Annotated in this window: 24 protein-coding genes and 1 pseudogene; 6 read left to right on the forward strand and 19 right to left on the reverse strand. The window is 65.3% G+C overall.

Features of this window, described 5'->3' with window-relative positions:
* Nucleotides 1–323 precede the first annotated feature (323 nt).
* The gene (locus A0W70_RS14070) at nt 324–1,577 is read right to left on the reverse strand and encodes an NAD(P)/FAD-dependent oxidoreductase (protein ID WP_067563433.1); all 1,254 of its coding nucleotides are present in this window, start codon (nt 1,575–1,577) and stop codon (nt 324–326) included.
* A 154-nt stretch (nt 1,578–1,731) separates the two neighbouring features.
* Nucleotides 1,732–2,322, reverse strand: coding sequence for a cupin domain-containing protein (locus A0W70_RS14075; protein WP_067563437.1), 591 nt, complete (start codon nt 2,320–2,322; stop codon nt 1,732–1,734).
* A gap of 135 nt (nt 2,323–2,457) precedes the next feature.
* On the opposite strand from A0W70_RS14075, the gene aptA reads away from it, so the two are divergent.
* From aptA to A0W70_RS14090, 3 genes are read left to right on the forward strand one after another with little or no spacing between them, the layout of a single operon-like run.
* A complete protein-coding gene (gene aptA / locus A0W70_RS14080; RefSeq protein WP_067563440.1) occupies nt 2,458–3,804 on the forward strand; it encodes an omega-aminotransferase AptA in 1,347 nt (448 codons plus the stop codon).
* A 12-nt stretch (nt 3,805–3,816) separates the two neighbouring features.
* Entirely contained in the window at nt 3,817–5,316 is a 1,500-nt protein-coding gene (locus tag A0W70_RS14085) for a CoA-acylating methylmalonate-semialdehyde dehydrogenase (protein ID WP_067563445.1), read from the forward strand.
* A gap of 6 nt (nt 5,317–5,322) precedes the next feature.
* Nucleotides 5,323–6,207: a DMT family transporter gene (locus A0W70_RS14090; RefSeq protein WP_067563449.1), complete on the forward strand. Its 885-nt coding sequence runs from the start codon at nt 5,323–5,325 to the stop codon at nt 6,205–6,207.
* A gap of 477 nt (nt 6,208–6,684) precedes the next feature.
* Here A0W70_RS14090 and A0W70_RS14095 read toward each other — a convergent pair whose 3' ends face one another.
* The 7 genes from A0W70_RS14095 to A0W70_RS14125 form a co-directional block, all read right to left on the reverse strand.
* Nucleotides 6,685–7,479, reverse strand: coding sequence for an SDR family NAD(P)-dependent oxidoreductase (locus A0W70_RS14095; RefSeq protein WP_067563452.1), 795 nt, complete (start codon nt 7,477–7,479; stop codon nt 6,685–6,687).
* A gap of 94 nt (nt 7,480–7,573) precedes the next feature.
* Complete coding sequence (locus tag A0W70_RS14100; RefSeq protein WP_067563457.1) at nt 7,574–8,023, reverse strand: universal stress protein; 450 nt, start codon at nt 8,021–8,023, stop codon at nt 7,574–7,576.
* Between the two features lie 57 nt (nt 8,024–8,080).
* Nucleotides 8,081–8,932: an ABC transporter permease gene (locus A0W70_RS14105; RefSeq protein ID WP_067563460.1), complete on the reverse strand. Its 852-nt coding sequence runs from the start codon at nt 8,930–8,932 to the stop codon at nt 8,081–8,083.
* A 14-nt stretch (nt 8,933–8,946) separates the two neighbouring features.
* Nucleotides 8,947–10,221 (reverse strand): ABC transporter permease, encoded by a 1,275-nt coding sequence (locus tag A0W70_RS14110; protein ID WP_067563463.1) that lies wholly within the window; start codon nt 10,219–10,221, stop codon nt 8,947–8,949.
* Nucleotides 10,222–10,368: 147 nt separating this feature from the next.
* Nucleotides 10,369–11,466, reverse strand: coding sequence for an ABC transporter substrate-binding protein (locus A0W70_RS14115; protein ID WP_083331033.1), 1,098 nt, complete (start codon nt 11,464–11,466; stop codon nt 10,369–10,371).
* A gap of 130 nt (nt 11,467–11,596) precedes the next feature.
* Nucleotides 11,597–12,691: an ABC transporter ATP-binding protein gene (locus A0W70_RS14120; protein WP_067563466.1), complete on the reverse strand. Its 1,095-nt coding sequence runs from the start codon at nt 12,689–12,691 to the stop codon at nt 11,597–11,599.
* 105 nt (nt 12,692–12,796) lie between these two features.
* A complete protein-coding gene (locus A0W70_RS14125) occupies nt 12,797–13,906 on the reverse strand; it encodes an ABC transporter substrate-binding protein (protein WP_217495450.1) in 1,110 nt (369 codons plus the stop codon).
* Between the two features lie 451 nt (nt 13,907–14,357).
* On the opposite strand from A0W70_RS14125, the gene A0W70_RS14130 reads away from it, so the two are divergent.
* Both A0W70_RS14130 and A0W70_RS14135 read left to right on the forward strand, forming a co-directional pair.
* Nucleotides 14,358–15,287, forward strand: a complete 930-nt coding sequence (locus tag A0W70_RS14130; RefSeq protein WP_067563470.1) for a 2-hydroxyacid dehydrogenase — start codon at nt 14,358–14,360, stop codon at nt 15,285–15,287.
* Nucleotides 15,288–15,453: 166 nt separating this feature from the next.
* Nucleotides 15,454–15,975 carry an Lrp/AsnC family transcriptional regulator gene (locus A0W70_RS14135; RefSeq protein WP_067563473.1) on the forward strand — a complete coding sequence of 174 codons (522 nt, stop codon included), beginning with the start codon at nt 15,454–15,456 and terminating at the stop codon, nt 15,973–15,975.
* Between the two features lie 269 nt (nt 15,976–16,244).
* On the opposite strand, the gene pgi is transcribed toward A0W70_RS14135, so the two are convergent.
* From pgi to A0W70_RS17350, 10 genes and pseudogenes are all read right to left on the reverse strand, one after another.
* Entirely contained in the window at nt 16,245–17,852 is a 1,608-nt protein-coding gene (pgi, locus tag A0W70_RS14140; protein ID WP_067563476.1) for a glucose-6-phosphate isomerase, read from the reverse strand.
* On the reverse strand, nt 17,849–18,718 hold the full coding sequence (panC, locus tag A0W70_RS14145; RefSeq protein ID WP_067563479.1) for a pantoate--beta-alanine ligase: 870 nt from the start codon (nt 18,716–18,718) through the stop codon (nt 17,849–17,851). The genes pgi and panC overlap by 4 nt, the downstream gene beginning before the upstream one ends.
* A gap of 4 nt (nt 18,719–18,722) precedes the next feature.
* Entirely contained in the window at nt 18,723–19,538 is an 816-nt protein-coding gene (gene panB, locus A0W70_RS14150; protein ID WP_067563483.1) for a 3-methyl-2-oxobutanoate hydroxymethyltransferase, read from the reverse strand.
* A 106-nt stretch (nt 19,539–19,644) separates the two neighbouring features.
* Complete coding sequence (locus tag A0W70_RS14155; RefSeq protein WP_067563486.1) at nt 19,645–20,292, reverse strand: deoxynucleoside kinase; 648 nt, start codon at nt 20,290–20,292, stop codon at nt 19,645–19,647.
* Nucleotides 20,289–20,795 (reverse strand): 2-amino-4-hydroxy-6-hydroxymethyldihydropteridine diphosphokinase, encoded by a 507-nt coding sequence (folK, locus tag A0W70_RS14160; protein WP_067563490.1) that lies wholly within the window; start codon nt 20,793–20,795, stop codon nt 20,289–20,291. Before folK ends, A0W70_RS14155 begins: the two co-directional genes overlap by 4 nt.
* Nucleotides 20,792–22,201 (reverse strand): polynucleotide adenylyltransferase PcnB, encoded by a 1,410-nt coding sequence (gene pcnB, locus A0W70_RS14165; RefSeq protein WP_083331035.1) that lies wholly within the window; start codon nt 22,199–22,201, stop codon nt 20,792–20,794. Before pcnB ends, folK begins: the two co-directional genes overlap by 4 nt.
* Entirely contained in the window at nt 22,188–22,526 is a 339-nt protein-coding gene (locus tag A0W70_RS14170) for a P-II family nitrogen regulator (RefSeq protein ID WP_067563494.1), read from the reverse strand. The genes pcnB and A0W70_RS14170 overlap by 14 nt, the downstream gene beginning before the upstream one ends.
* A 74-nt stretch (nt 22,527–22,600) precedes the next feature.
* Nucleotides 22,601–23,053, reverse strand: a complete 453-nt coding sequence (locus tag A0W70_RS14175; RefSeq protein ID WP_067563498.1) for an RNA-binding S4 domain-containing protein — start codon at nt 23,051–23,053, stop codon at nt 22,601–22,603.
* On the reverse strand, nt 23,050–23,763 hold the full coding sequence (locus tag A0W70_RS14180) for a PP2C family protein-serine/threonine phosphatase (protein ID WP_067563502.1): 714 nt from the start codon (nt 23,761–23,763) through the stop codon (nt 23,050–23,052). Before A0W70_RS14180 ends, A0W70_RS14175 begins: the two co-directional genes overlap by 4 nt.
* A gap of 136 nt (nt 23,764–23,899) precedes the next feature.
* Nucleotides 23,900–24,193 (reverse strand): annotated as a pseudogene (locus tag A0W70_RS17350) (transposase); the annotation flags it as partial.
* Between the two features lie 701 nt (nt 24,194–24,894).
* Here A0W70_RS17350 and A0W70_RS14185 point away from each other — a divergent pair.
* Nucleotides 24,895–26,871 carry a hypothetical protein gene (locus A0W70_RS14185; protein WP_067563505.1) on the forward strand — a complete coding sequence of 659 codons (1,977 nt, stop codon included), beginning with the start codon at nt 24,895–24,897 and terminating at the stop codon, nt 26,869–26,871.
* The last annotated feature ends 50 nt before the right edge of the window (nt 26,872–26,921 follow it).

A 26,921-nucleotide genomic window follows, 5' to 3' on the forward strand; every position in this document is an offset into this window, starting at 1 on the left:
ATGGTGATGACACTACGGTTCGCGCCTGAATCGGCTGGTAAGAGGCCCCGGCGGCTTGGCGGAATTCCCTGAAAAGCCGATCCGCAATGCGGGCACATTCGCGAGCAAGCTCGCTCCTACAAGTTCCCCGTTTCCTTCGCTTTCCTTCGCTTTCCTTCGCTTTCCTTCGCTTTCCTTCGCTTTCCTTCGCTTTCCTTCGCTTTCCTTCGCTTTCCTTCGCTTTCCTTCGCTTTCCTTCGCGCCCTCCGCGCCTTGGCGAGAACCCCGACTCAACGCCAAACATCCCCGGGAATCCAGCCCACTGCACCGCATTCGCACACCGATCAGGTGGAGAAAATCCGGAACCGATTCGGGCGCAATGGCCGCATATCGACACGGGGCTCCCGTCCGGCCAGGTCGTCAGCTACCAATCGCCCGGTAATCCCGGCGAGCGTCAGGCCAAGATGCTGATGGCCGCAGGCGTAGGTCACGGCCGGCGCGGCCGCCGAGCGGCCGATAACCGGCAGCGAGTCCGGTGTCGTCGAACGGCAGCCCATCCACGTGGCGTGACTCTCGGTCCTCAACCCCGGGAAAAGGTTGCGGCCCCGATCCAGCAGGATCCGGACCCGGCGTGGATCAGCAGCGCGGTCCGCACGGGCGAACTCGGCCGTGCCCGCCAGGCGCACACCGTTCGCCATAGGCGAGGTCACGAATTTGTGCTCACCCGACATGATCGGCATGGGAGGACCGCCCTCGCCGGATTCCAGCATGGCATGGTAGCCGCGTTCGGCGGTCAGACCGAGACGGTCACCGAGACCGGACGCCAGGCCCTCGCTGTCGACACCCGCCGCCACGACCACGTGATCGGCATGGATGGCACCTCCCGCGGTCTGCACGTCGATGCCGCCCGTCTTCGGCCGCAGGCCCGTCACTCGCGCCTGTTCAACCTGACCGCCCGCGGCGACGACGTCGGCTGCCAGCCGCTCGACAAACCGGGCCGGATCCACGCACATCCAGATATCGGGCAGTTCCACCGCGGCGGCGACATCATGCCGCAACCCGGGAATGCGCTCATGCAGTTCGGCGCCGTCGAGCCAACGTACCCCCCACCCATGGCGCGCGCGTTCGTCCATCTCGTGGCGGGCGCCCGCGGCCGTCTCCGCCCGCTCGAAGACGTGGGCCCAGCCGGTATGCCGCATAAGCGATGCCGCCGCGCTGCCCTCCGTAATCTCGCGGTATCCGGCCATCGCTTCGGCACACAGGCCGGCGAGGGAGGCCGTCGACGCGCGAACGCGGGCCGGCCGTGCCTGCAGCGCGAACCGCGCGAACCAGGGCGACAGGCGCGGAAGGTCACGCCAGACCAGGCGCAGCGGGCTGGTTGACGAAAGCAGCATACGGGGTACGTCCCAAAGGGCGTGCGGGGTCGCTTCGGGGATGATGCTGTCCACCGCGAAGACGCCCGCATTACCGAAAGAACAGCCCTGGCCCGGCGCCTGCGGGTCCACGACCCGGACCCGATGTCCATCGCGCTGAAGCCATCGGGCGCAGCTGATGCCGACTACACCACCGCCGATGACGACTACATCCCGCGCACTCACGACACACCCCCGTGTGCTGACCGCACGGTGCGCCGTTCGTGGCGGCTATGAGCCTGGTGGTGCATGGACTCGGGCTCCTGCAGGCGAGCGTTCCGGTGGATTCGTACAGCGGGTCGGGGGCGGTTGCACACCGGCGACTGCTTCGGTGTACCGCTCACAGCGATGGCGGTGAATTGGCGCTGATGATCTCACACGGTGCATCGCCGGCATTGCGGAAACGATGCGGCAGACGGCTCTCGAAGTAATAGGCCTCGCCGGGGCCGAGCGTGCGCTGCTGGCCGGCCACGGTCAGCTCGATCTCGCCCCGGATCACCACCCCGCCCTCCTCGCCATCGTGGGAGAGCATCGCCTCGCCCGTGTCGGCCCCGGGCGCATAGCACTCGTGCAGCACCGTCATGGCGCGTTGCTGGCGGTCCGCCCCGACGAGGCGGAAGACGATGTCACCGCTGCCCATATTCGGCAGCTCATCGGCGCTGTAGAAGATGCGCCGACTCTCCTGCGTGTCGAAGGTGAAGAATTCCGACAGCGACAGCGGGATGCCGTCCAGTACCTTCTTCAGTGAGGCGACCGAGGGACTGACGCGCTCCGACTCGATCAGCGAGATGGTCCCGTGGGTTAATCCGGCGCGCCGGGCGAGTTCGCGCTGGGACAGTCCGTAGAGGTTTCGGACCACGCGCAGGCGCTTCCCCACCCCGGTCGGCGGCTCGGTCCCGGTGTCCTTGCCTGCAGCCAGTTCCTCGGCCATCGATACAATATCCTCAACGTTTTCCGGAAATGCAGCCGCTATTCGGCCCTTAGAGCAACCGTTTGTCAATTATTTTAACCATGCTATGCTCTGCCGCACAGTCCGCCGCAGGCGGAGAAGCCCCCGGAGGTTACGATGGCCGCAGGCACGCACCCGGCGAGCGAAACGCCTTCTCTCGATCAGTTCTGGATGCCGTTTACCGCCAACCGGTATTTCCGCAAAGACCCGCGGATGCTGGTGGGCGCCGAAGGCATGTATTACACCGCGGACGACGGCCACACGGTCCTCGATGGCACGGCCGGCCTGTGGTGCGTCAACGCCGGCCACGGTCGCCGCGAGATCGCCGACGCCGTCGGCGAGCAGCTGCGCACCATGGACTTCGGCCCCACGTTCCAGATGGGGCATCCGCTGCCGTTCCGCTTCGCCGAACGCCTGAGCGAATTCCTGCCCGAGGGGCTGGACCGCGTATTCTTTACCAACTCCGGCTCCGAATCGGTCGACACGGCGCTCAAGATCGCCCGCGCCTACCAGCACGCCCGCGGCGAATCCGGCCGCTGGCGCCTGATCGGGCGCGAGCGCGCCTATCACGGGGTCAACTTCGGCGGCATCTCGGTCGGCGGCATCGTCAACAACCGGCGCCGGTTCGGCCCGCTGGTCGGCGGGGTCGACCACCTGCCGCATACGCACGACCTCGAGCGTAATGCATTCAGCGTCGGCCTGCCGGATCATGGCGCGGAACGCGCCGACGAACTTGAACGCCTGGTGGCACTCCACGGCGCCGAGACCGTCGCGGCCGTGATCGTCGAACCGATCGCCGGCTCGACCGGCGTGCTGCTGCCACCCAAGGGCTATCTCGAGCGCCTGCGGGCGATCTGCGACAAGCACGACATCCTGCTGATCTTCGATGAGGTGATCACGGGCTTCGGCCGCACCGGCGGCCATTTTGCCACCGACCGCTTCGGCGTCATGCCCGACATGATCACCATGGCGAAGGGCATGACCAACGGGGCGATCCCGATGGGCGGGGTGGCCGTGCGCCGCGAGATCCACGACGCCTTCATGCAGGGCGACGCGCGCGGCCCCGGGATCGAGCTGTTCCACGGGTACACCTATTCCGGACACCCCGCTGCATGCGCCGCAGGGCTCGCCGCGATGGACATCTTCGAGCGCGAGGGGCTGTTCACGCGGGGTCGCGAGCTCGAGGAATACTGGGGGCAGCGGGCGCACGAACTGGCGAGCGCGCCCAACGTGATCGACGTCCGCAACCAGGGCCTGATCGCGGCCGTTGAACTGGCACCGCGCCCGGGCGGCCCCGGCGAGCGGGCATTCGAGGTATTCCGCCACTGTTTCGACCAGGGACTGCTGATCCGGGTCACCGCGGATATCATTGCCCTGTCACCACCGCTGATCATTTCCACCGAGGAAATCGATCGCCTGTTTTCCATCCTCGGCGAGGCGCTGCACGCCTGCGGCGGGGAATAACCGGAGTTTCCCATGAGCAAGAAGATCGGCCACTGGATCAACGGCGAACACCACAGCGGCGCGGGTACGCGCAGCGGCGAGGTCTACAACCCCGCCACCGGCAAGGCGACGGCGACGCTGGCCTACGCGTCCGCCGACGATACCCGTGAGGCCATCATGGCCGCCCGCGCCGCCCTGCCCGGCTGGGCGGCCCGCACACCGCTGGCGCGCGCACGCGTGCTGTTCCGCTTCAAGGCGTTGATGGAAGAGCACTTCGAGGAGCTTGCCGGCCTCGTCTCGTCCGAGCACGGCAAGGTCATGTCCGACGCGCGCGGCGAGGTCACGCGGGGCATGGAGGTCGTCGAGTTCGCCTGCGGCATCCCGCACCTGCTCAAGGGCGAGCATTCCGAGAACGTCGGCACGCGCGTCGACAGCTGGTCCGTGCAGCAGCCCGTGGGCGTCTGCGCGGGGATCACACCGTTCAACTTCCCGGCGATGGTGCCGATGTGGATGTGGCCTATCGCCATCGCCTGCGGCAACACCTTCGTTCTGAAGCCGTCCGAGAAGGACCCGTCGTGCCCCATGCGCGTCGCCGAGCTCCTGCACGAGGCGGGGCTTCCCGAGGGCGTGTTCAACGTCGTCAACGGGGACCGCGAGGCTGTCGAGACGCTGCTCACCGACGATCACGTCGATGCCATCAGCTTCGTCGGCTCCACGCCCATCGCCGAGACCATCTACCGCGTCGGCAGCGAGCACGGCAAGCGCGTCCAGGCCCTGGGCGGCGCCAAGAACCACATGCTGGTCATGCCGGACGCGGATACCGAGCAGGCCGCAAACGCCCTCATGGGTGCGGGCTACGGTTCCGCCGGCGAGCGTTGCATGGCGATCTCCGTGGCCGTCGCCGTGGGCGACGAGACCGCCGACCGTCTGGTCGAGTCGCTCGCACCGAAGGTACGCGCACTGGAAGTCGGCCCGGGCACGCGCGAGGGCGTCGAGATGGGCCCGCTGGTCACCGCGGAGCATCGCGAAAAGGTCCGCGGCTACGTCGACCTGGGCGTCGAGGAAGGCGCCGAGCTGGTCGTCGACGGCCGCGGCCTCACGGTCGAGGGCCACGAAGACGGCTACTTCTTCGGCGGCTGCCTGTTCGACCGCGTGACGACGGACATGCGGATCTATCAGGAGGAGATCTTCGGCCCGGTATTGATCGTCGTGCGCGCGCCGGACTTCAAGTCCGCGGTGCAGATGGTCGACGACCACGAGTTCGGCAATGGCACGGCCATCTTCACCCGCGACGGCGGGCTCGCGCGCGAGTTCTCGCATCACGTCGAGTGCGGCATGGTCGGCATCAACGTACCGATCCCGGTCCCGATGGCGTTCCACAGCTTTGGCGGCTGGAAGCGCTCCCTGTTCGGCCCGCTGCACGTGCACGGCCCCGACGGCGTGCGCTTCTACACCCGCATGAAGACGGTCACGGCCCGCTGGCCGACGGACGAAGAAGCGCCCGCCCAGTTCGCCATGCCGACCATGAAGTAAGCCCGCGTGCCCGCCCGGCCTACACCGGAGACCGCGGCGGGCCTAGGCTTCGTCGCCCTCTGGGGCACCGGCTTCGTTGGCGCGAAGTACGGGCTCCCGTGGGCGGGTCCGTTCGACTTCCTGGCGATCCGCTTCGTGATCGTCGCCGGGCTGATCGGCGTCGTGGCATTGGCATGGCGGGCACCGTGGCCGCGTGATCCATGGACTTGGCTGCATATCGCGGTCGCCGGCCTGCTGCTGCACGGTGTGTACCTTGGGGGCGTATTCGCCGGCATCGACGCCGGCGTGCCGGCGGGCATCACCGCCATGATCGTGGGTACGCAGCCGGTTCTGACCGCGTTCGCGGTCGGCCCATTGCTCGGGGAGCGGCTCTCTCGCAGGCAGTGGACCGGGTTTGTGCTCGGGTTCCTGGGGCTCCTGCTGGTGCTGGGCGAGCGCATCAACCTGCCGGACAGCGAGGGCATGGGCGCCCTCGCCTGCCCCCTGATCGCGCTGCTTGCGATCACAGGCGGCACCCTGTACCAGAAACGCTTCTGCCCGGACCTTGATCTGCGCAGCGGCACGACGATCCAGTACGTCGCGGCCGCCCTCGCCCTGGTGCCGGTCGCCCTGCTGTTCGATGACCAGCCCCTGCAGTGGACCGGCGAGTTCATTTTCGCGCTTACCTGGCTCAGCGTGGTCCTCTCGCTGGGCGCGATTTCGCTGCTGTTCTTCCTCCTCCGCCGCGGCCAGGCCTCCCGGGTGACCAGCCTCTTCTACCTCGTCCCGCCGACCGCGGCAGGCTACGCCTGGCTCCTGTTCGGTGAAACCCTGGGCCCCATGGCGCTGGTCGGCATGGCCGTGATCATGGTCGGTCTGGCGCTCGTGAATCGCGCCGGGCCGGCAGCCTGACCGGCGGTTCTCCTGGATCGGGCGGTGTCGATTCGCTTGACGCCGTTGTTCCTCTCGCCAAGACGCCAAGCGCGCCAAGGGAAGAGAAAAAGGGCGTAAAGGGAGGGTGGACTGACGTGACCGGATGGTGGGCACCAGACCGGGTTGTTGGATGAATCACGCAGAGCCGCAGAGCGCGCAAAGAAAAAACATGGTTGAGGTGTCTGGAGCGGTCAGTGCGACCCGCGAACAGCGCAAGCGAAGTAATTTTTCTTGTCTTTATTATCTTTGCGCGCTCTGCGGCTCTGCGTGATCAACAGAAACAACCGCCGGATCCCCGAGTCCTATCACGTCAGTCCCCAGCCTATCCGGTCATCATTTTTATCTGCTCTTGGCGCGCCTGGCGTCTTGGCGAGAGAAAAACCCCCGTCCGAAAAGAACGCACACGCGAATCGACCCACCCATCCTGTCACGAGCCAAACCCCCGGACTCGTGGTATCAGTCCTCGTCGGGAACGGGGACGGTGTAGTTGAGAGCGAGGCGGCCGCCGTCGGCGTAGAGGGTCTGGCCGGTTACGTACGAGGCCTCGTCGGAGGCGAGGAATGCCGTGACCGCGGCGATTTCCTCGACGCGGCCGAGTCGCCCGGCCGGGGTACGCGACAGGACTTTTTTCCGGGCCGCCGGATCACTCGAGATGACCGACTCCAGCATCTCGGTACCGATGGACCCGGGTCCGACAGCGTTCGCGCGGATCCCGTGCTCGGCCAGTGACAGGGCCATGACTTTGGTGAGCTGCTGGATGCCGCCCTTGGCCACGCAGTACGGGACCTGGTTGGGCAGCGCCACATCGGCGTTGATCGAGGACATGTTGACGATGCTGCCGCCATTCCCACACCGGAGCATGGCACGCGCCGCTGTCTGGCCGGTCAGGAAGACGCCCTTGAGATTGATATCCAGGACCCGGTCGAAATCCGCTTCATCCAGATCGAGGAAATCGGCCGCGTGGACGATGGCCGCGTTCGCGACGCATACATCGAGCCGGCCCCAGGTGGACACTGCCAGATCGACAGCCTCCTGCACGGAGGCGCGGTCGGAGACATCGCAATGGACGAAGCGTACCGAATCGGGGCTGCTCGCTACGGCCGCAAGCGCGTCTGCTGTCTCATGGCCGGCTTCGGCGTCGATGTCCGCCAGCACGACGCGGGCCCCCTCGCGGAGGAAATGCTCGGCGCATCCGCGCCCGATCCCGCGCGCCGCACCGGTCACCAATACCACCCGTTCGTGGAACCGCATGGACTACCCCCGGATCACGGCTCAAATCACCTGGGCGCCAACCGGCCGTTCGCTGGCACCGCGCCGGATCGCGGTGCCGGCCATAGACGCGGGTTCAGCGGACGATCAGTACATCCTGGTCGGCAAGGTTGGATACCTTGCGCGATACGCTGCCGAGCAGCGCTCCCGCAACGCCGCCGAGACCGCGGGTCCCGACAACGATCAGATCGGCGTTGTCGGCATCGGCCTGCTCGACGATCCGCGTAGCGGGATCACCCTCCGCCGTCCGCGCATGGATGGTCTTCGCTCCCTGCTTGCGGGCGTCTTTCTCCGCATCGCCGAGGATCTTGTCGGCTACATAATGCAGCAGATCCGACCGATTCCCGACCAGTCGCTCGACCTCGGCCATCCGCTTGAGCGCTTCCGGGAACTGCATATCCCGGATCACGTTCAGGATGTACAGCGGCGTCTCCTCGTGGGCCGCCAGCCGGGCGGCACGCTCGACGGCTCTTTTGGATGGATCCGAGCCATCGGCCGCGACGAGAATTCCATTGTATACCGACATGACAGCCTCCAAGAGGCCGATCCGGCGCGCGTTCCGCGCGGATCGGCCGGCACTGGTTTATTGCGGCACGATACCGCGCAGGCGCTCGTTGCGGCGCCGGATCATCTCCAGCGTCGTCAGCAGCAGGACCGAAATCCCGACCAGGATGGACGCCACGGCGAGGATAGTCGGGCTGATCTCTTCGCGGATACCCGAGAACATCTTCAGCGGCACGGTCTTCTGTTCCGGACCGGCGATGAAGTACACGATGACGATCTCATCGACCGAGGTGATGAACGCAAACAGCGCGCCCGAGATCACGCCGGGCGCGATCAGCGGCATGATCACCTTGAAGAAGGTGGTCGTGGGATCCGCACCGAGATTCGCCGAGGCCCGTACGAGCGTCTGATCGAAGCCCACCAGGGTCGCGGTGACGGTAATGATCACGAACGGAGTCCCGAGCGCCGTGTGGGCAAGGATAATCCCCGGGAAGGTCGAGGTCAGGCCGATCGAGGAATAGAAGAAGTACATGCCGGCCGCCGAGATGATCAGCGGTACCACCATCGGCGAGATCAGGAGCGCCATGATGGCGTTCTTGTACGGCATGTACGGCTTCGACAGACCCAGCGCCGCGATCGTCCCCAGTGAAGTCGCGAGGAACGTCGAGGCGATCGCGATGATGAACGTATTCTTGATACCCGTCAGCCATTCATCGCTGTTCAGGAATTCCTGATACCAGCGCAGCGAATAACCGGCGGGATCGAGCGTCAGCATCTCGTGCGTGAACGTGAAATACGGCTCCGCGTTGAACGACAACGGGACGATCACGACGATCGGCGTGATCAGGAAGAAGAAGATCAGGCCGCAGATCACCCGGAACGTGTAGTACCAGGTGCGCTCCAGTCGGCCAGCGTAGGCTGGAATACCCATGGTTATCGTCCCCGTTAGCCGAGCTTCAGCGCATCGGCGCCGACGAGCTTGTTGTAGATGTAGTAGAGACCCAGCACGACGAACAGCAGGATCGACCCCAGCGCCGCGGCCAGATGCCAGTTCAGGGACTGCTGCATGTGGTAGGCGATGAAGTTGCTGATGAGCTGGCCGCTGGAACCGCCGATCAGTGCGGGCGTGATGTAGTACCCGATCGACAGGATGAAGACCAGGATACTGCCCGCGCCGATACCCGGGATCGTCTGCGGTACATAGACCCGGATGAAGGCGACCACGGGATTCGCGCCAAGCGATCGCGCGGCGCGCAGGTAGCTTGGCGGTATGCCCTTCATCACGCTGTAGAGCGGCAGGATCATGAACGGTAGCAGGATGTGCGTCATGCCGACGATCGTGCCGATCTTGTTGTAAATCATCTGCGGTCGATTGTCCTGCGCGACGATTCCAAAGAATACAAGAAGGTCGTTCAGCACCCCTTCGGACTGCAGGATCACGATCCAGGACGAAGTCCGCACCAGCAGTGATGTCCAGAACGGCAACAGCACGAGGATCATCAGCAGGTTGCTTGTACGTACCGGAAGATTGGCGAGCAGGTAGGACACCGGGAAGCCGAGCGCGATCGTCAGCACGGTGATCAGCACACTCATCCAGAGCGTGCGCCAGAACAGCTGCTGGTAGATCTGCATATAACTGGCGACAGCCTCGATCTCGCCCTCGGCGTTGTAGCGCATGTCCACCGCGGACAGGAAGTACGACATCGTGATCGGATAGGCCTCGCGCTTGAGGATCGACCAGACCTGGGGATCTCCCCAGTCCTCATCGATTTCGATGAGCTTGGGCTTGTAGGGCCCGCTCTCGACGTCGCCGAGCTTTCGCGCCGTTCCGGAGAACAGGCTGCGTGCACCCGGCATGACGTAGTTGACGCGCTGGGATACCACGCCGACGTTGCGATCTTCATCGGCCTGGGCCAGCTCCTTTGCGAACGCGGCGTAAATCTCTTCGGGCGGAAGCCCCTCGCCGTCCCAGTCGCCGAGCAGTTCGGCGGTCTCGGGCAGCACGTTCGAAATTTCGGGGCTATAAAAGCTGCGCTTCACCATATCGGCGATCGGCAGCGCGAAAGAAAACAGGATAAAGAGGCCAAGCGGGGCCACGAGCAGGAGGGCCTTGGTCTTGGCCCGCCTCATTGAGCGCCGGAGACTGTCCTTGAGCGGCGTCCCGTCGGCCGCCCGCATCACTTCATCGGCGGCGGGCGTTGCGGATTCATTCTGCGCCATTGTTGGGCCCTCTGCGCGCCAGGGTTGTTATCGTTGTCGGACCACCCCGAAGGGGCAGTCAACCGCACCTGAAAAGCGGCAGGAAAGCGGGGCGGCTTGCGCCGCCCCGCCTACCGGCGCCCCCTCGGGGGCGCACCGTCCGCCTGCTTACATCGCAAGCCAGGCGTTGAAACGCTCGGAGAGCGAATCGCCGTTATCCGCCCAGAACACCGCATCCTTCGGGATCGCGGTCTTCAGGTTCTCCGGATTGGTCGGCATATGCGGCTTCATGTCGACGCCCGTTTCGGCATGCTTGCCGACGAGTGACGCCGAGGAGTGCCGGGCCGGGCCGTACGAGATGTACTTGGCCTGGTCCGCCAGCCGCTGCGTGTCGGTCGAGAAGCGCAGGAACTGCTTGACCTCGTCGGTCAGCTTGCCCTTCGGCACGACCCAGCCATCGACCTCGAACAGCTGGCCGTCCCACATGATCTCGATCGGCTGATCCTCGACCACCTGGGCGTTGAAGAAACGGCCGTTATAGCCGGTCGCGATCGACACTTCCTGGTCCGCAAGCAGCTGCGGGGGCTGAGCGCCTTCCGACCACCAGACCACGTCGCCCTTGATCTTGCTGAGGCTGCTGAAGGCGCGACCAACGCCCTCGTTGGAATCGAGCACGTCGTAGACTTCTTCGTGATCGACGCCGTCGGCCATCAGGGCCCACTCGAGGTTACCGGCCGGGATCTTCTGCAGCGAACGCTTGCCCGGGTAGTCGGCCGTGTTCCACACGTCGTCGATGGTGGACGGGTTGTCACCGTCGAACATCTCGGCGTTGTAAGCGAACAGGGTCGCGTAGAGGATTTCCGGCACGAAGCACTCGCCCAGTTCCGGAATGAAGTCCTCGGACGGGCTGTCACCGTTCGGTGCGGGCTTCAGGATCTCGTCATGATCGATCGGCTCGATGATGCCCTCATCACAGGCACGGATCGCCGGGCCTTCGAGCATGTCGACGACATCCCAGGTTACGTTGCCGGCCTCGACCTGCGAACGGACACCGGCAAGGCCGTTGGCCGATTTCGAGACCTGCACGATCTCCGTGCCGGTCATCTCGCTGTACGGCTCGTAGTAGGCCTTGCGCTGGCTCTCTTCATAGGCGCCGCCCCACGAAACGATCGTGAGCGACTCGGCCGCGAACGTGGCGGCCGGCGCGGCCAGCAGGCCCATCGCCGTAACGCCGGCCACGGCCGTCGTCTTGAAAGCGTGGTTCATTGTAATTCCCCTCGTTGTGACTGTCGGCAATCCGCCGACGGTTTACTGCCAGTCCGGAGCGCCCCACCCAAAGTGGCGACACGTCCCGGAAGTCAGTATAGGTAATGGACGGACTATCCGGGAGGACGAACTACGCGTCGAGCGCGCGGCAGTCCTCCGCCGCCCAGCCGAACTGCACCTGGTCACCCTTCTTCAGGCTGACATGACCCTGCGCATTCGGAATCTTGACGATGAATTCGTCGTTATCGCCGACCGAGGCCCGCGTACGGATATGGTCGCCGAGATAAATCAGTTCGCGCACCGTGCCGTCGAGTACGTTGTCGCACTCGCCTTCGGCCGGATTGACCTTCACGCGCTCCGGGCGCAGCGAGAGTGTCGTGCGGTCGCCGACGCCGCTCACGTTGACCGGCTTGCAGACGATCTTCGCGCCGGTACTGCCTTCGAGTTCGACGGTACAACGATCGTCGCTCATGTCGCTGACCTTGCCGTAGAAGCGGTTGTTCTCACCGATAAAGTACGCGACGAACGCATTGACCGGCTCCTCATACAGCTTCGGCGGTTCCGCCAGCTGCTGAACGATGCCGTCATCGAACACGGCAATGCGGTTGGACATCGTGAGCGCCTCGGACTGGTCATGGGTTACATAGACCATCGTGATGCCGAGGTCCTCGTGGAGGTGTTTGATCTCGTACTGCATCTCCTCGCGCAGATTCTTGTCGAGCGCACCGAGCGGCTCATCCATCAGCACGAGCTTCGGTTCGAACACAAGCGCGCGGGCGGATGCGACACGCTGCTGCTGCCCGCCCGAGAGCTGGGCCGGGCGGCGGTTCGCGAACTGGCCGAGGCGCACCATGTCGAGCGCTTTCTTGACCCGATCGTCGATCTCGGACTTGGAGTACTTGCGAACCTGCAGCGGGAACGCGACGTTCTCGCCCACCGTCATGTGGGGGAACAGCGCATAGTTCTGGAACACCATGCCAATGCCGCGTTTGTGCGGGGCAAGATTGTTGATGGCGGTACCATCGAGATAGATCTCGCCGTGCGTGGCGGGCTCGAAACCCGCGAGCATCATGAGGCAGGTGGTCTTGCCGGAACCGGACGGCCCCAGCATGGTGACGAATTCACCCTGCGCGATATCGAGATTCAGATTCTTTACGACGAGGGTTTCACCGTCGTAACTCTTCTGTACTTCACTGAAACTGACAAACGCATCATCGGTCGACATTGGCCGGCGACTCCCTTGTGTAATTGTTATGCAGCTTATACCAGATTGATCTAAACACAGGCCCCGGGCGAATTCAACGCACCGGGGACTGGCCCGGGAAAACGTTCATCCCCCCTCCCCGAGCCACGCGTCGAAACGTTCATCCATGCGTTCCTTGTTCTCGGACCACCAGATGAAATTATTCTGCAGCGCGTTACGGAAATTGCTGGGCGCGGTCGGCATGTGTGACTGATATTCCTGTCGCACCAGCGGCAGCGAGGATTTGCGTGCCGGTGCGTAAGCGACGTACTCCGTCTGCTCCGCCAGTGGTTTCGTACCGGTCGAGAACGCGATGAATTCAAGTGCGTGCGCCAGATTATCCGCGCCCCGGGGGATCACCCAGAGGTCGATATCCCACATCTGGCCATCCCAGATGTATTCGAAATTCTTGTCCTGTTTGACGATCGAATTGAACACGCGGCCGTTGTACGCCGTCGAGATCGCGACCTCGCCGCTTTCCAGCCACTCCTGCGGCTTCTCGCCATCCTCCCACCAGCGGATGTCGTCACGGATCGTCTCCAGCTTGTCGAACGCCCGATCCACACCTTCGTCCGTACGTAATTCAGCGTAGACGTTCTCCGGCGAAACGCCATCGGCCATCAGCGCCCACTCGAGATTGTTACGGGGCGTTTTACGCATACCGCGCTGACCGGGGAACGCATCGACATTGAAGACATCTTCGACACTGTCCGGACCTTCGCCCTCGAACGCATCCCTGTTATAGGCCCAAAGGGTCGACCAGAGGATTTCGCCAACAGCGCACTCGTGCAGCGTATTCGGGAGGAAGTCGTCCATGGCCGGCGTGCCGTCGGGTGCCGGTTTCAGGATGGTCGGCGGGATCGGTTCGAGATACCCGCCCTCGCAGCCACGAATCGCATCGGAGAGCGTGACATCGACGACGTCCCAGCTGACGTTGCCCGACTCCACCTGTTCGATCACCTGATCGAAATCACCCGGATAGGTGTCTTCTTCGACCACGACACCGGTTTCTTCGGTGAAAGGCTTGAAGTACGCCTCGCGCTGGCTCTTCTGGTACACACCGCCCCAGCTCACGATCGTCAACGCATCGTCGCCACCATCCGACTGCGCCCACGCCGCGGGGCCGGTCACGAAGACGGCGGCTGCCATGGCTCCGATCATGCAATGGATCGGAACAGCGCGGACGCTCTGGTTCATACTCGGACTCCGGATGGTTGGACTGCACGGCAGCGGTCTGCGTACACACCGGGCAACGGGGGCACGCAGATGGCCATGGGCGCAGGGCGCGTGTAAGGGGGAAACGGGTAGAACGGAGACGCGAGACAGTGACGGGACGGGCGGATCGTACGATCGGCAAGACGACGGCGGGCGGCGCGAGCGGAACGTATCCACGGGCGTCGCCAGACGACGCGGCCGGCACGATGGCGAGGTGGCCATCCGGCGCGCCCAACAGCCGATTCGTTGATCATGCTCGTCTGAATGATGGCTGACTACCACTGTCTCGGAATGTCCGGAGTGTAGACCGCAATTTTGCGCTGATTCAAGCACGGCTTGCGCCGCGAGCGCCGCGAAGCGAGCATAATCGACCGGACACGTCGCGCTGTCGCGCCCCGGAACATCGATAAAACAATGGATTACGGGAGTTCTCATGCCGACGCTGCTTTTCCGTAGCCCTTCGGATCCCGCGACCGCCTGGAGTGCCGCATTGCGCCGGCATGCCCCCGGCCTCGACGTCCGGGTCTGGCCGGAGACGGGCGCGGTCGAGGACATCGAGTACGCACTGATCTGGGCCTCCCCGGACGGTTTCCTGCACGATCTCCCCGCCTTGCGCGTCGTGTTCTCGCTCGGTGCCGGCGTCGATCACCTGATGGGCTCCGAGGTCCCCGAAGGCGTGGAACTCGTGCGCATGGTCGATCCGGCCTTGACCGAGGGCATGATCGAGTACGTGATCTATCAGGTATTGCGGCGGCACCGACACATGGCCGAATACGAACGCCAGCAGGCGGCGGCGGAGTGGCGGATCCATCCCCAGCTCCGCCCCGGGGAGCGCAGAATCGGGGTGCTGGGTCTGGGGGAACTCGGCGGCGCCTGCGCCCGGGCCCTGAGCGGGCTTGGCTTCGACGTCGCGGGCTGGGCGCGATCGCCCCGTGACATCCCCGGGGTGACGGCGGTCAGCGGCGACGACGGCCGTGATTGGCTGCTCGGGCGCAGCGACATCGTGGTCTGTCTGCTCCCCCTCACCGAGGCGACCCGGGGCATCCTGAACGGGGAACTGTTCCAGCGCATGCAGCCGGGGGCAACGCTGATCAACGCCGCGCGCGGGCAACACCTGGTCGAGGATGATCTGCTCATCGCGCTGGGTGAAGGTCGCCTGGGCCATGCGGTGCTCGACGCGTTCCGGGACGAGCCATTACCGCCCGATCATGCGTTCTGGCAGCATCCGCACATTACGGTGACGCCGCATATCGCCAGCCTCACCAACCCCGAGACCGGCGCGGAGGCGGTGGCCCGTGGTATCCGCGCGGATCAGGCCGGCGAGCCGATTCCGCATCGAGTCGACCGGGGACGCGGTTATTGAGACGGCGGGCATGCGGCATGCGCGTATGCCGCTGATGCGCTGCGTTGCTGCGAGCAGTTGCACGCCAGGGGCGCACCCACTAACCTCCGCGGCTGACCGGAACCGATCGCGGCGGGCACCATCGCCGTGCGACTCACCAACCACCGCTTGAGTGCGAGTACATTCGATGTCCGCGAACGGCAATGCCCCCAAGCTCGACGCCTTCGATGTCCGCATTCTCGCCGCACTGCAACGCAACGGCCGCATCACGAAGATCAAACTGGCCGAGGAAATCGGTCTCTCGCCGAGCCCCTGCTGGGAGCGTATGCGGCGGCTTGAACAGGACGGGCTCATTCGCGGATATCACGCGGAGATCGAACTGGATCGGCTGCTGCACACGGCGACGATCCTCGTGGAGGTCACCCTGCGCAGCCACAAGGCGAAAGACTTCGAGGCCTTCGAGAACGCGGTGGCGGATGTGCCCGAGATCGTAGAGTGTTATGCCACCGGCGGCGGCATCGATTACCTGCTCAAGGTGGTCGCGCTCGATATCGATCACTACCAGCGCGTGATCGACAACCTGCTGCTGTCCGATGTGGGGATCGACCGATACTTCACGTACATCGTCACGAAGCAGGTCAAGTCATCCAGCGGCGCGCCCCTGATTCCCCTGCTCCAGCACGCCGGCGATCCGCGTGCCCCGCGCTGAGGCGATATCGATCGCGAGCAAGCTCGCTCCTACATGAATCCTGCCATCGCGGTGCCGATTCACCTGTAGGAGCGAGCTTGCTCGCGATGATCCGGCAGCAATCCCGTGGACCTGCCGCCCGTCTCTACTCGCCGCCGCGCCAGCACGTAGGCCGGCTTGCGACCGAAGGGAGCCAGCCGGCGCACAGGGTCATGGCCTTGCGCAGGCGCATGCCGGCTGTTGCCTTCGGCAAAAGCCGGCCTACGAGCTTCAGCCCTTGGCCCAGCCGCCTATAGAAATTCGCCACCGCGCCAGCGGGCGACCAGACCGCGCGTGGACGCATCCCATCCGGCGGCGTCGCCCTCTCCGCGCAACACGGGCACGAGCGCATCCGCACGCTCCTTGCCGAGTTCCACGCCCCACTGGTCGAAGGGATTGATCCGCCAGATCATGGCCTGGCAGAAGACGCGGTGCTCATGCAGCGCGAGCAGGGACCCAAGCGTCTCCGGCGTCAATCCCTCGAGCAGCAGCGTGGTCGTCGGCCGATCGCCTTGCATGGTGCGATGCGGGCGCAGGGATTCGGGCACGCCGGCCCGCCGCAGGGTTTCCTGGTCGCGCCCGCCGAGCAGCGCCGCGGCCTGGCCGAACGCGTTCGCCGCGAGCGCGTCGCGATCGCCCCCGGGCTCGCGCACGGCGATGATGTCGCAGGGCGCGCACCAGCTGCCCTGGTGCAGCCACTGGAAGAACGCGTGCTGCCCGTTGGTGCCCTCCTGGCCCCAGATGGCGGGTGCGGTCGCGTAGTCGAGCGGGTGACCGTATCGATCGACGGATTTGCCGTTCGATTCCATCTCGAGCTGCTGGAGATAATGCGGCAGGCTCCGCAGGCGATGGGCGTACGGCACGACCACGCGGCAGCCGGCGGCCTTGAAATTCGTGTACCAGATATCGACCAGCGCCAGGCGCAGTGGCAGATTGTCCTCGGCCGGTGCGTCCCGGAAGTGTCGATCCATCGCCGCCGCGCCCGCGCATAGTGCCTCAAATCGGTCCATGCCCACGGCCATCGCGACCGGCAACCCGATCGGCGACCACAGCGAGTAACGCCCGCCTACCCAGTCCCAGAGCGGCAGGATGCGCTCATCCGCCACCCCCCATGCGCGCGCACGGTCCGCGCGCCCGGTGATGGCGATGCAGCGTTCGCCGGCCGCGGTTTCGCCGAGGGCGGAGGCAAGCAGATCACGCGCGGCGCGGGCGTTGGCCAGCGTCTCCAGTGTACTGAAGGTCTTGGACGCGACGATGACCAGCGTGTGCGCCGGATCCAGGCGGGCGAACACGGCGTCCCGCTCGGCCGGGTCGATATTCGCGATGAAATGGACCCGCGGGCCGTCATCCGCCGGCGCAGTCAGGGCCTCGCACGCGAGCCGCGGCCCGAGATCGGAACCGCCGATACCGATGTGGAGCACATCGGTAATCACGCCCCCGTATGCCCCCCATGGGCGGCCCAGACGGACCGTATCGACGAGTTCCCGCATGCGCGCACGGGCCGCGTCCACCGCCGCATCGACACGCTCACCCGAGATCTTCAGGCGGCCCGCTTCCGGCGTCCGCAGGGCCATATGCAGCGCCGGGCGATCCTCGGTGGAATTGATCCTTTCGCCGGCGAGCATACGATCGCGCCAGCCGAGGACGTCCTCCTGATGCGCCAGGTCGAACATCGACGCCATCGCGGCGGGCGTCAGGTGGGTCTTGGACTGATCGATCGTGATCCCGGCCGCGGAGCGCGTAAAGCGCGCCGCGCGCTCCGGGTCGGCGGCGAACAGTTCTTCCAGGGTGATGCCCGCAGTGGCCTCGTGATGCCCCGCGGCATCGCGCCAGGCCGGCGTGCCGGTCAGCGAACTCACACGGCCTCCGCGCTGGCAGCGATGTTGTCGATCAGCCGCGCCCGGCCCAGCCGTGCGGCGGCGAGGATCCGCAGATCGGTGAGCGCGGCATCGGCCGGCGGCCGCGCGAGATCCTCGGCCATGCGGATCGCGACATATTCGGGCTGCATCCCCGCGCCTTCGAGTTCCACGCAGGCATCGCGCTCAAGCCGCCCAAAGTCGCGTTCACCGCGCCCCAGCCGCCCCGCCACGGCGCGCAGGGCGGCATACAGGGCCGGCGCCGCGCGGCGCTGATCGGCATCCAGGTAGCCGTTGCGCGAGGACATGGCGACACCGTCGGATTCGCGCACCGTCGGCATACCGACCACATCGATCGGGAAATCCAGATCGGAGACCAGACGCCGGATCAGCAGAAGCTGTTGGTAATCCTTTTGGCCGAACACGGCGATATCCGGTTCCGCGATATTGAACAGCTTGGCGACCACGGTCGCGACCCCGGTGAAATGCCCCGGGCGAGCCGCCCCGCAGAGGATATCCTCGAACGCCGGCACATGGACGCGCACCGCCGCCTCGGTACCGTGCGGGTAGAGGCTCTCGACCGTGGGTGCAAACACGAGATCGGCACCGCGCTCGCCGAGCCGGGCGGCATCGTCTTCCAGTCGCCGCGGGTAATCCTGGTAATCCTCGCCCGGCCCGAACTGCAGCGGGTTGACGAACACGCTGGCCACGACGTGCTGGGCGCGCTCGCGCGCGGCGTCCACCAGTGTCAGGTGACCCTCGTGCAGATCCCCCATGGTCGGCACCAGCGCCACGGACTCGCCGGCCGCGCGCCACGCGCGCACCCGCGCGCGCAGATCGGCGGGCCGATCAAGCACGGGCGGGCTCACGGGGTCACTCGATGGTCTGCTCGACACCCGGGAAACGGCGTTCGCGGACAGCCTCGACATAGCTTTCCATGGCCTCGGCAATGCCGCCGGTGGCGGCGAGGAAATCGCGCGCGAAGCGCGGCGGGCGCGGGGTCACCCCGATGGCGTCGTGCAGCACCAGGATCTGGCCGTCGCAGTCGGGGCCGGACCCGATCCCGATCACCGGGACCCCCAGGTTGCTGCCGATCTCACGGGCCAGCCCCTGCGGCACGCATTCGAGCAGCACGACGTCGGCGCCGGCGGCCTCCAGCGCGAGGGCGTCCTCAAGCATCGCCTGGGCGGAGGCCTCATCGCGCCCCTGGATGCGGTAGCCGCCGATCTTGTGCACCGACTGCGGTTTCAGTCCGAGGTGGGCGCAGACCGGGATGCCGCACTCGTTCAGGCGCCGGACCGTGGCCACCTGGGCGGCCCCGCCCTCGAGCTTGACCATCTGGGCACCCGCCTCTTTCATCAGGCGCCCGGCGTTGGCGAGTGCGTCCTCGGGCGTGGCGAAACTCATGAACGGCATATCCACCATCAGCAGCGCGCGGCGGACCCCCCGCCGCACCGCCCGGGCGTGGTAGATCATGTCGTCGATGGTGACCGGCAGGGTCGTATCCTGGCCCTGGATCACCATGCCGAGCGAATCGCCGACCAGCACGATATCCATGCCGGCGTCATCCAGCAGCCGCCCGAAGCTGGCGTCGTACGCGGTCATGGCCGCGATCGGACGCCCGTCACGTTTCATGCGGTGCAGACTGGCGACGCTGATTTCGCCCGAAGGGGTCGTATACACACTCATCGGCAGCGTTTCCGTGGGAACGGTCGGCTGCGATTGTACTGCCCAGCGGGCTGGCAAGGCCACATCCGGCCGTGGATGCCGGGCGCCGCCAGTGGAAAATCACGATTCAGGCGGTGGAGAGCGGTGCCGGGTTGAAGAAATGCCGCCCGCTGCCGATGCGCTGGATCTCCTCCAGCAACGCGCCGTAATCGGCGTCGTTGTCGGCGAAATTCACCTCCGCCGCGTTGACGATCAGCAGGGGCGCCCGGTGGTAGTCGTGGAAGAAACGCATGTAGGCATCGGCGAGACGCTGCAGATAGTCCGGGTCCATGCCCTGCTCGTAGCCGATGCCGCGGCGATCGACACGATCCAGCAGCGTCTTGACCGGCGCCTGCAGATAGATCACCAGATCCGGCTGCGGCGCCTCGATCACCAGATGCCGATACAGGTCCTGGTACAGCGCGAATTCATCCGCATCCAGATTGATCTCGGCGAACAGCTGATCCTTGTCGATCAGGAAATCGGCCACGCGCGGCCCTCGGAACAGATCCTTCTGACCCAGTTCCCGCATCTGGCCCGTGCGCTGAAGCAGGAAATGCAGCTGCGTCGACAGCGCCGCCTCGCGCGGATTGCGGTAGAAGCGCTCGAGAAAGGGATTGCCATCGGCCCCCTCGAGCACAAGTTCGGCCCCGAACGAGTCCGCCAGCCGGCGCGCGAGGGTGGTCTTGCCGACGCCGATCGGCCCCTCGACCACGATGAACGAATCGCCGCTCAAGCCCCCGTCGCCTCCAGTCGCCAGAGCCCACCGCCGGGGACCCGATCAAGGAGTTCATCGACGCGCCCCAGGCCGGGGACTTCCAGATCCGGTGCCATATCCGCGAGCGGCCGCAGCACGAAAACCCGTTCGGCAATACCCGGGTGCGGCACACGCAGCCGGGCATCGTCGATCCGGCGGTCCCCGAACAGCAGCAGATCGAGGTCGAGCACCCGGGGCCCCCAGCGCTCGCCGCCACGATCGCGGCCCGCCTCCGCCTCCAGACGCTGCAGGGCATCCAGCAGCGCGTGTGGATCGAGGGCAGTATCGAGCTGGACCACCGCGTTCACGTAATCGGGCTGGTCGGCGGGTCCCATGGGCGCGCTGCCGTAGAGGGGGGAAGCGGCGACCAGGTCGGTTGCGGGGATCGTCGCGAGCGCATCGAAGGCGGCGCGCACGCGCGCCGCCGGGCCATCCAGGTTACTGCCGACGCCGATCCAGGCCGCCGTTGCCGCTGGACTCATGCACCACTCCCGCCGCCACCGCGCCGTTTGCGGCCGCCACGGCGCCGCCGGCGCCGCCCGGAGCCGGTGCGTTTCTCCTCGCCTCCCTCCTGGGCCGCGGGTACGGGGTCGCCGGCGACATGCGCCTCCATCGCCGCCTGCCACCAGTCACAGGTCGCGGCCAGATCCTCACCCGCATCACGCCGCAGGCAGAGAAAATCCCAGGCCGCCCGCAGGCGCGGATGATCCAGCAACCGCTGCGCCCGTTTGCCCCGGTAGCGCTCGAGCTTCGTCTGCAGCACGAACATCTCGCGCATCGGGCCGGAGAAACGTTTCGGCAGCGAGGTCCAGGCCTGCTGGGCATCCGCGGCGTGCGCGCCCGCCTGCTGCATCGCCATCACCGGCGGCTCGCCCTCCTCCATCAAAGCGGCGAAGCGGTCGAGGACATCGGGCCAGAGCATGACGGCGAATATGAATGCCGGCGTTACCGGCTTTTCCTCGGCGATGCGCCGATCGGTGTTCTCCAGCACCCGGTGCACCAGAGCGGTGAACCCTTCATCGGGCGCCTTCAGCGCGGTATCGGCGGCCGGGAACAGGTACTGCAGCAGATCGAAGCGGACCAGCAGATCGAGGCTACGGCGCGCGTGCCCCGTATGGAACAGCTTGAGGACCTCGTCGAACAGGCGCGAGGCCGGGATATCGCGCAGGAGCGGTCCGAGCTCGAAGATCGGATCGGCCGTGGCCGGATCGACGTCGAAATCGAGTTTGGCGGCGAACCGGGCCGCGCGCAGCATGCGCACCGGGTCTTCGCGGTAACGCGCCTCGGGATCACCGATCAGGCGCAGCCGCCGGGCCTCGATATCGGCCATCGCATCGGTGAAATCGAGCACCGCGAAGCGCGAGATATCGTAGTACAGCGCGTTGACCGTGAAGTCGCGCCGGAAGGCGTCGTCGTCGATGGCGCCGAAGACGTTGTCCCGCAGGATGCGGCCATCGTCGTGCACGACACGGTCCGGATCGTCCTCGTCGTCCCCGGAAGGCTCGGGCTGATCCGCGCGGAAGGTCGCGACCTCGATCACTTCGCGGCCGAAGACCACGTGCGCGAGCCGGAAACGCCGGCCGATGAGGCGGCAGTTGCGGAACAGCGAGCGCACCTGATCCGGCGTGGCATCGGTGGCGATGTCGAAATCCTTCGGTCGCCGCCCGAGCAGCAGATCGCGTACCCCACCACCGACGAGGTGCGCCTGAAACCCGGCCTTGTTCAGGCGGTACAGCACCTTCAGCGCGTTCGGGTCGATGTTTTTGCGCGAGACCGGATGGCCATCGCGCGGGATGATCCGTGGCTGTCTCTGCGCCGGGATGGCGTCCGCCGATTCGGCCCCGGGCGACGCCACCCCGGCATCCGGGTGCGCCTCAGAGTGCGGCATCGCCTTCCTCTCCGGTACGAATGCGGACCACCCGCTCGACGGTCTCGACGAAGATCTTGCCGTCACCGATCTTGCCGGTCCGCGCCGCCCGGCTGATGGCCTCGATCGCGGCGTCGACATCGTCGTCGGCGACCACGGCCTCGAGGCGGATCTTGGGCAGGAAATCGATCACGTATTCGGCACCGCGATAGAGCTCCGTGTGGCCCTTCTGCCGACCGAAGCCCTTGACCTCGGTCACGGTCATGCCGTTGACGCCGCTCTCCGACAGCGCCTCACGCACGTCGTCGAGTTTGTACGGTTTGATGATCGCGGTTATACGTTTCATGGATGGGGATCAGGGGCCGTGGAACGAGCGCGTAACATAGCATGCCGCTCGACAGCGCCCAATGCGCGGACGTATCAATCGTCCACGTCATCGCCGCCCTGACGGCGCCGGAACCGGATCGAGGCCCGGCGTTCGCGGCGGTCCGGTCGCCCGCGATCGAACACCACCGCCGCGCGGCGTTCGCGACGCGCTTCGGCCTCACGCTCGCGGGCGATGCGGCTCTCCTCCGTCTCCGTATACAGCTGGCGTGCTTCCGCCGCCGGACGGCGCTGCCTGTTGAGGGCGTCGACGCTCACCTCGAAAGTCGCCGCGGGCGTACCGATCCGCAGATGGTCCCCCACGCCAATGTTGCGGGCCGGTTTCGCGCGGGCCTCGTTCACCTCCACCTTGCCCGCGTCGATCGCCTTGCGGGCCAGCGCCCGGGTCTTGAAAAACCGAGCGGCCCAGAGCCAGCGATCGACGCGCTGGCTGCCTTCGGTCGTCGCACCGACCGCGGTCAGGCTCTCTCGCGGGGACCTTTCCGTCATACGGTCGCCACGATCACCGTTACGTTGTCATGGCCGCCAGCGGCCAACGCCGCATCCACCAGCGCCTGCGCCGCACGCCGGTCATCCGGCTCCGCCGCGAGCAGTCCCTCGATCCGGCCATCGGCGAGCTCACCGGTCAGGCCATCAGTACACAGCAGCAGCCGATCACCCGGCTCGGCCGGGATCGTCTCCGCTTCGACCTCGATCCCGTCGGGCGTGGCACCGCCGAGACACTGCGCCAGCACGTGGCGCTGCGGATGCGTGGCCACCGCCTCCGCCGCGAGCTCACCGGCATCCACGAGGGCCTGGACATACGAGTGATCCCGCGACAGCTGCTCGAGCCGAGCGCCGCGCATCCGGTACAGCCGGCTGTCACCGACCCAGGCCATCTCCAGCAACCGGCCATGCAGCCGGCAGGCTACGCAGGTCGTCCCCATACCCGGGGCGCCGCGGCCATCGCGGCCGGCCTCGATCAATGCCTCATGCGCCAGACGCAAGGCCTGCGCCAGCGTCTGCCCATCGTCCACGGCCGCCGATTCCACCGCCTCCGCCGCCATCCGGCTGGCCACGTCGCCGGCCGCGTGCCCACCCATGCCGTCCGCCACCACGACCAGACCGGCCTCGCGATGGACCCGGAGGCTATCCTCGTTGCGCTGACGCGTACGGCCTACATCCGTGCGCTCCCCCACGCTCGCGAATGGCTGGCTCATACGGACTCCCGATGGATGGTTGCAGGAGAAAATTAGCAAATTACGGGCCGCGGTGTCGGGGCGACAGGCGGCAGGCATCACGTAGGTTGGGTTGAGCGCCAGCGATACCCAACGGGTCGAGGCTGGATTTCCGGGATCAGATCGGCTCACCAGCAGGATGCTCGACATGTAGGGTTTCCTTCGTCAACCCAACCTTCGGTAGCGGGGTTCGTCCACGCACCCTGCCCATATAAACAAAAAGCCCTGCTGGTGGCGGGGCTTTTTGTCTAGATGGCGGAGAGGGTCGAGTCCTCGTCGCGCGAGCCGAAACGTTGACGACGAAGCGCCGCATCACCTCGATGTCGTACAGCGCCTCCTCCACCGCCGGATCAGACAGGTTATACCAGTGCCCCAGACAGTCGACGCGCAGCATGCGCTCGAGGCCGACCGGACGGCGACCACGTCACCAGCCGCCGCCACGGCACGATGCGGTCCACCCCCAGGAGGAACCGCTCGCGCCGCGTCATCCTGCGATGCCGTTCGAATCCGGTGCCGCCAAGGGTCTGCTGTCGCATCGATGCTCCGGTCGTGGCCGCTTCGTCGGAGGCCGCCATTGTGCCAGTCAGAGCGAATTAAACAGAGGTTCCTGAGCTGGTACAGCGACACTCCCGCGACTCTGCCGTCGCCCAGATTCGTCATACGCTGTAGCCGTCACCTGAACCAGGAGGCTGTCCGGGAAACCTGAGCCGTAGCGAGCGCGTGGTACAGCGAGCAGAGTTTTCCGATCGTGAGACGAGCATGGTGGTTTCCATGTGAGGAGAGCAATCGGGAAAAGATGCCGCTGTGGCACGTGCGCAGTGGGCCCCGGTTTCTCGGACAGGCCCCTGGTCCGACCACAATCGGTCTGCGCAGTCACGTACATTAGTCGTCATTATTTACACGTTCATCCCCTAACGTACTGTCTCCATGGCTCCTTCCCCAATGTGCATTTTCAGGACAAGTTTTCACGTCTATAAGACACCCATGTTTTGTCGAAAATAGCGTTACGTGATTTAGAGAGTCAGGTTGCCGCCCTCGGCATGTCCTTTGCTACGCTTCGCTTGCGCCATATGGCGTACAGGAAGGGCACAAGGGTCCCTGAAGGAGGTAACAATGACATTCAAACGGACCAGCCTTACCGCGACCGCTGCGGCCGTCCTGACCGCTTTGGCGGGCTGTGGCGGTGACGATGGATCGTCGTCGAGTGGAAGCACTGAGACGACAACCGTGTCGGGGACGGTGCAATCCCCAGGTGGTGAGTCGATCGGTTACAACAACTGGCTGGATTACGGGCAGGATCGCCTGGCGTCCCTGTTCCCGAGCGCGAGGGCTGACATCAGCGGCTTGGCCGATGTTCCCGAAAGAACCCCCGTTCAGCTCGTGCGTCTAAACACCGACGGATCAGTAGCCGAGACTCTGGCATCGGACGAAACCGACGCCAACGGCCAGTTCAGCCTTGAAGTCGATGCCTCGACGGATCTGTCCAGCGACGTGGTCGTCCAGGCGGGGACGAACGACAGTACCATGCGGGCGCCCGCTGCCGGTGACAATCTCGACGTCAACCCGGTCAGCGAGAAGGTGGTCCGGGACGTCGTCGACCGAGTAAGCAATGACAACTTTGGCTATGACGACGTCGAGCCCGAACAGGTCCAATCCACTGTTGAGGCGGTCGAGGAACAACTTGAAGCTAACGACGTCGACGTCAGCGGTAGCTCGGTCGACGAGGCTGTCACCACGGTTGACGATAACGACGGCACGACCAGTGAGGACCTCCTCGACGCGTCGGCGAGCGAAGCAGGAGCCGATTTTGTCGGCGCAAAGAACGTCGCCGCTTTGGACTTCCAGTTGGCTAACCCGAGCACCGACACTGCGCGGTATGAATTCGCCACGCGGCTGCTTGGTGCGTCAGTTACCGACGGAGGTGAGTTCGATCGTTCGACTGGCACAAGTGAGCGGCGGTTCGTCCGTCGAACCTGGACGCAGTCGGACTCAGGTATTGATGCAACCTTCAGTTCCGACGTGACCAGAACGGACAACGACTCCGCCAAGGCCATCACCTTTGAGGGCGAAGGGCGTTTCCTTGGCTCTTTGAGAGAGACAAAGGACGCGCTGACAAAGGGTATTCACTCCGACGATGGCGATATATTTGCGGCAGTCCAGACCGACGCCACGGGTTCGTCCAGCATTCTTGTCGGATCTGATGACTGGTCCGCGCCGAGCGACTTTAGCCAAACTTATAATATGGTGCGGATGGATGCCTATATTGACGAATCCGGCAGTTCCGCTGACGGACAGATAGCGCTGGCCCCGATGCTCCGTGCGGAAGCAGATTTCACGTGCAGCAGCGGGACCTGCGACATCGGGGTAACCCGAGACTTTGGAGCGGATACCCGCAAGTTCTTCCTTCAGCAAGGAGTAGATAACACTTCGCTTTTTGCTGGCGACTCCTCGAGTCTGAGTCCGTTCACTGTGAACGATGTCACACTTTCATCGGACGGCACCCTCGAGGGACCCAACGAGGTGGCCACGAGAGGGTTCATTGGGCCCGACGGAAACATCGCGTCATTCATGTTTAAGACGACATCCTCATCGGATTTCCCTTACCAAGATTATTATGTCGGAGTGCCTCAAGGTTCGTCCTGCGGCACCGGTACGCTTGACGGGACGTATAATGTTGTCGGTATGGAGGGCCTAATGCAGCCGGCAAGTGGGAGCACGACCGGCGAGTTCGACATGGAGTTTGAGCGATATCAGGTTACGGCGGACGGCAGCGGCGGTCTAACGAGGGCCGACGGTATAGCCAAGAAGACCAAGCTTGCACCGTTCAACGATCTGCCGTTATTGAGCCAGGAAGTCCGTACGAACTCTGAGCCCCAACTGACGTATGGTGTCGCCAGCAATTGCGTTGTAACCATTCAGGATCAAGAGGGTAATCGGCGTCAGGGCGCCGTGAGCCCGGATGGTGAGGTCCTTGTGCTTAACAGCTTCACCAAGAACGTGGTGACGCAAGGTTCGAGTTCTACGACGGAGATTGTAGACGGGTCCGCGAGCGGCGGCATGTCTATTGCCGTGCGGACGACCGCGAACTAACTTTCAGCGAAGCAAACCGTTTTTGGGGCCGTGCCGTACGCTGGTACGGC

It is taken from the genome of Halofilum ochraceum, from assembly GCF_001614315.2.
Taxonomy (GTDB): Bacteria; Pseudomonadota; Gammaproteobacteria; order XJ16; family Halofilaceae; genus Halofilum; species Halofilum ochraceum.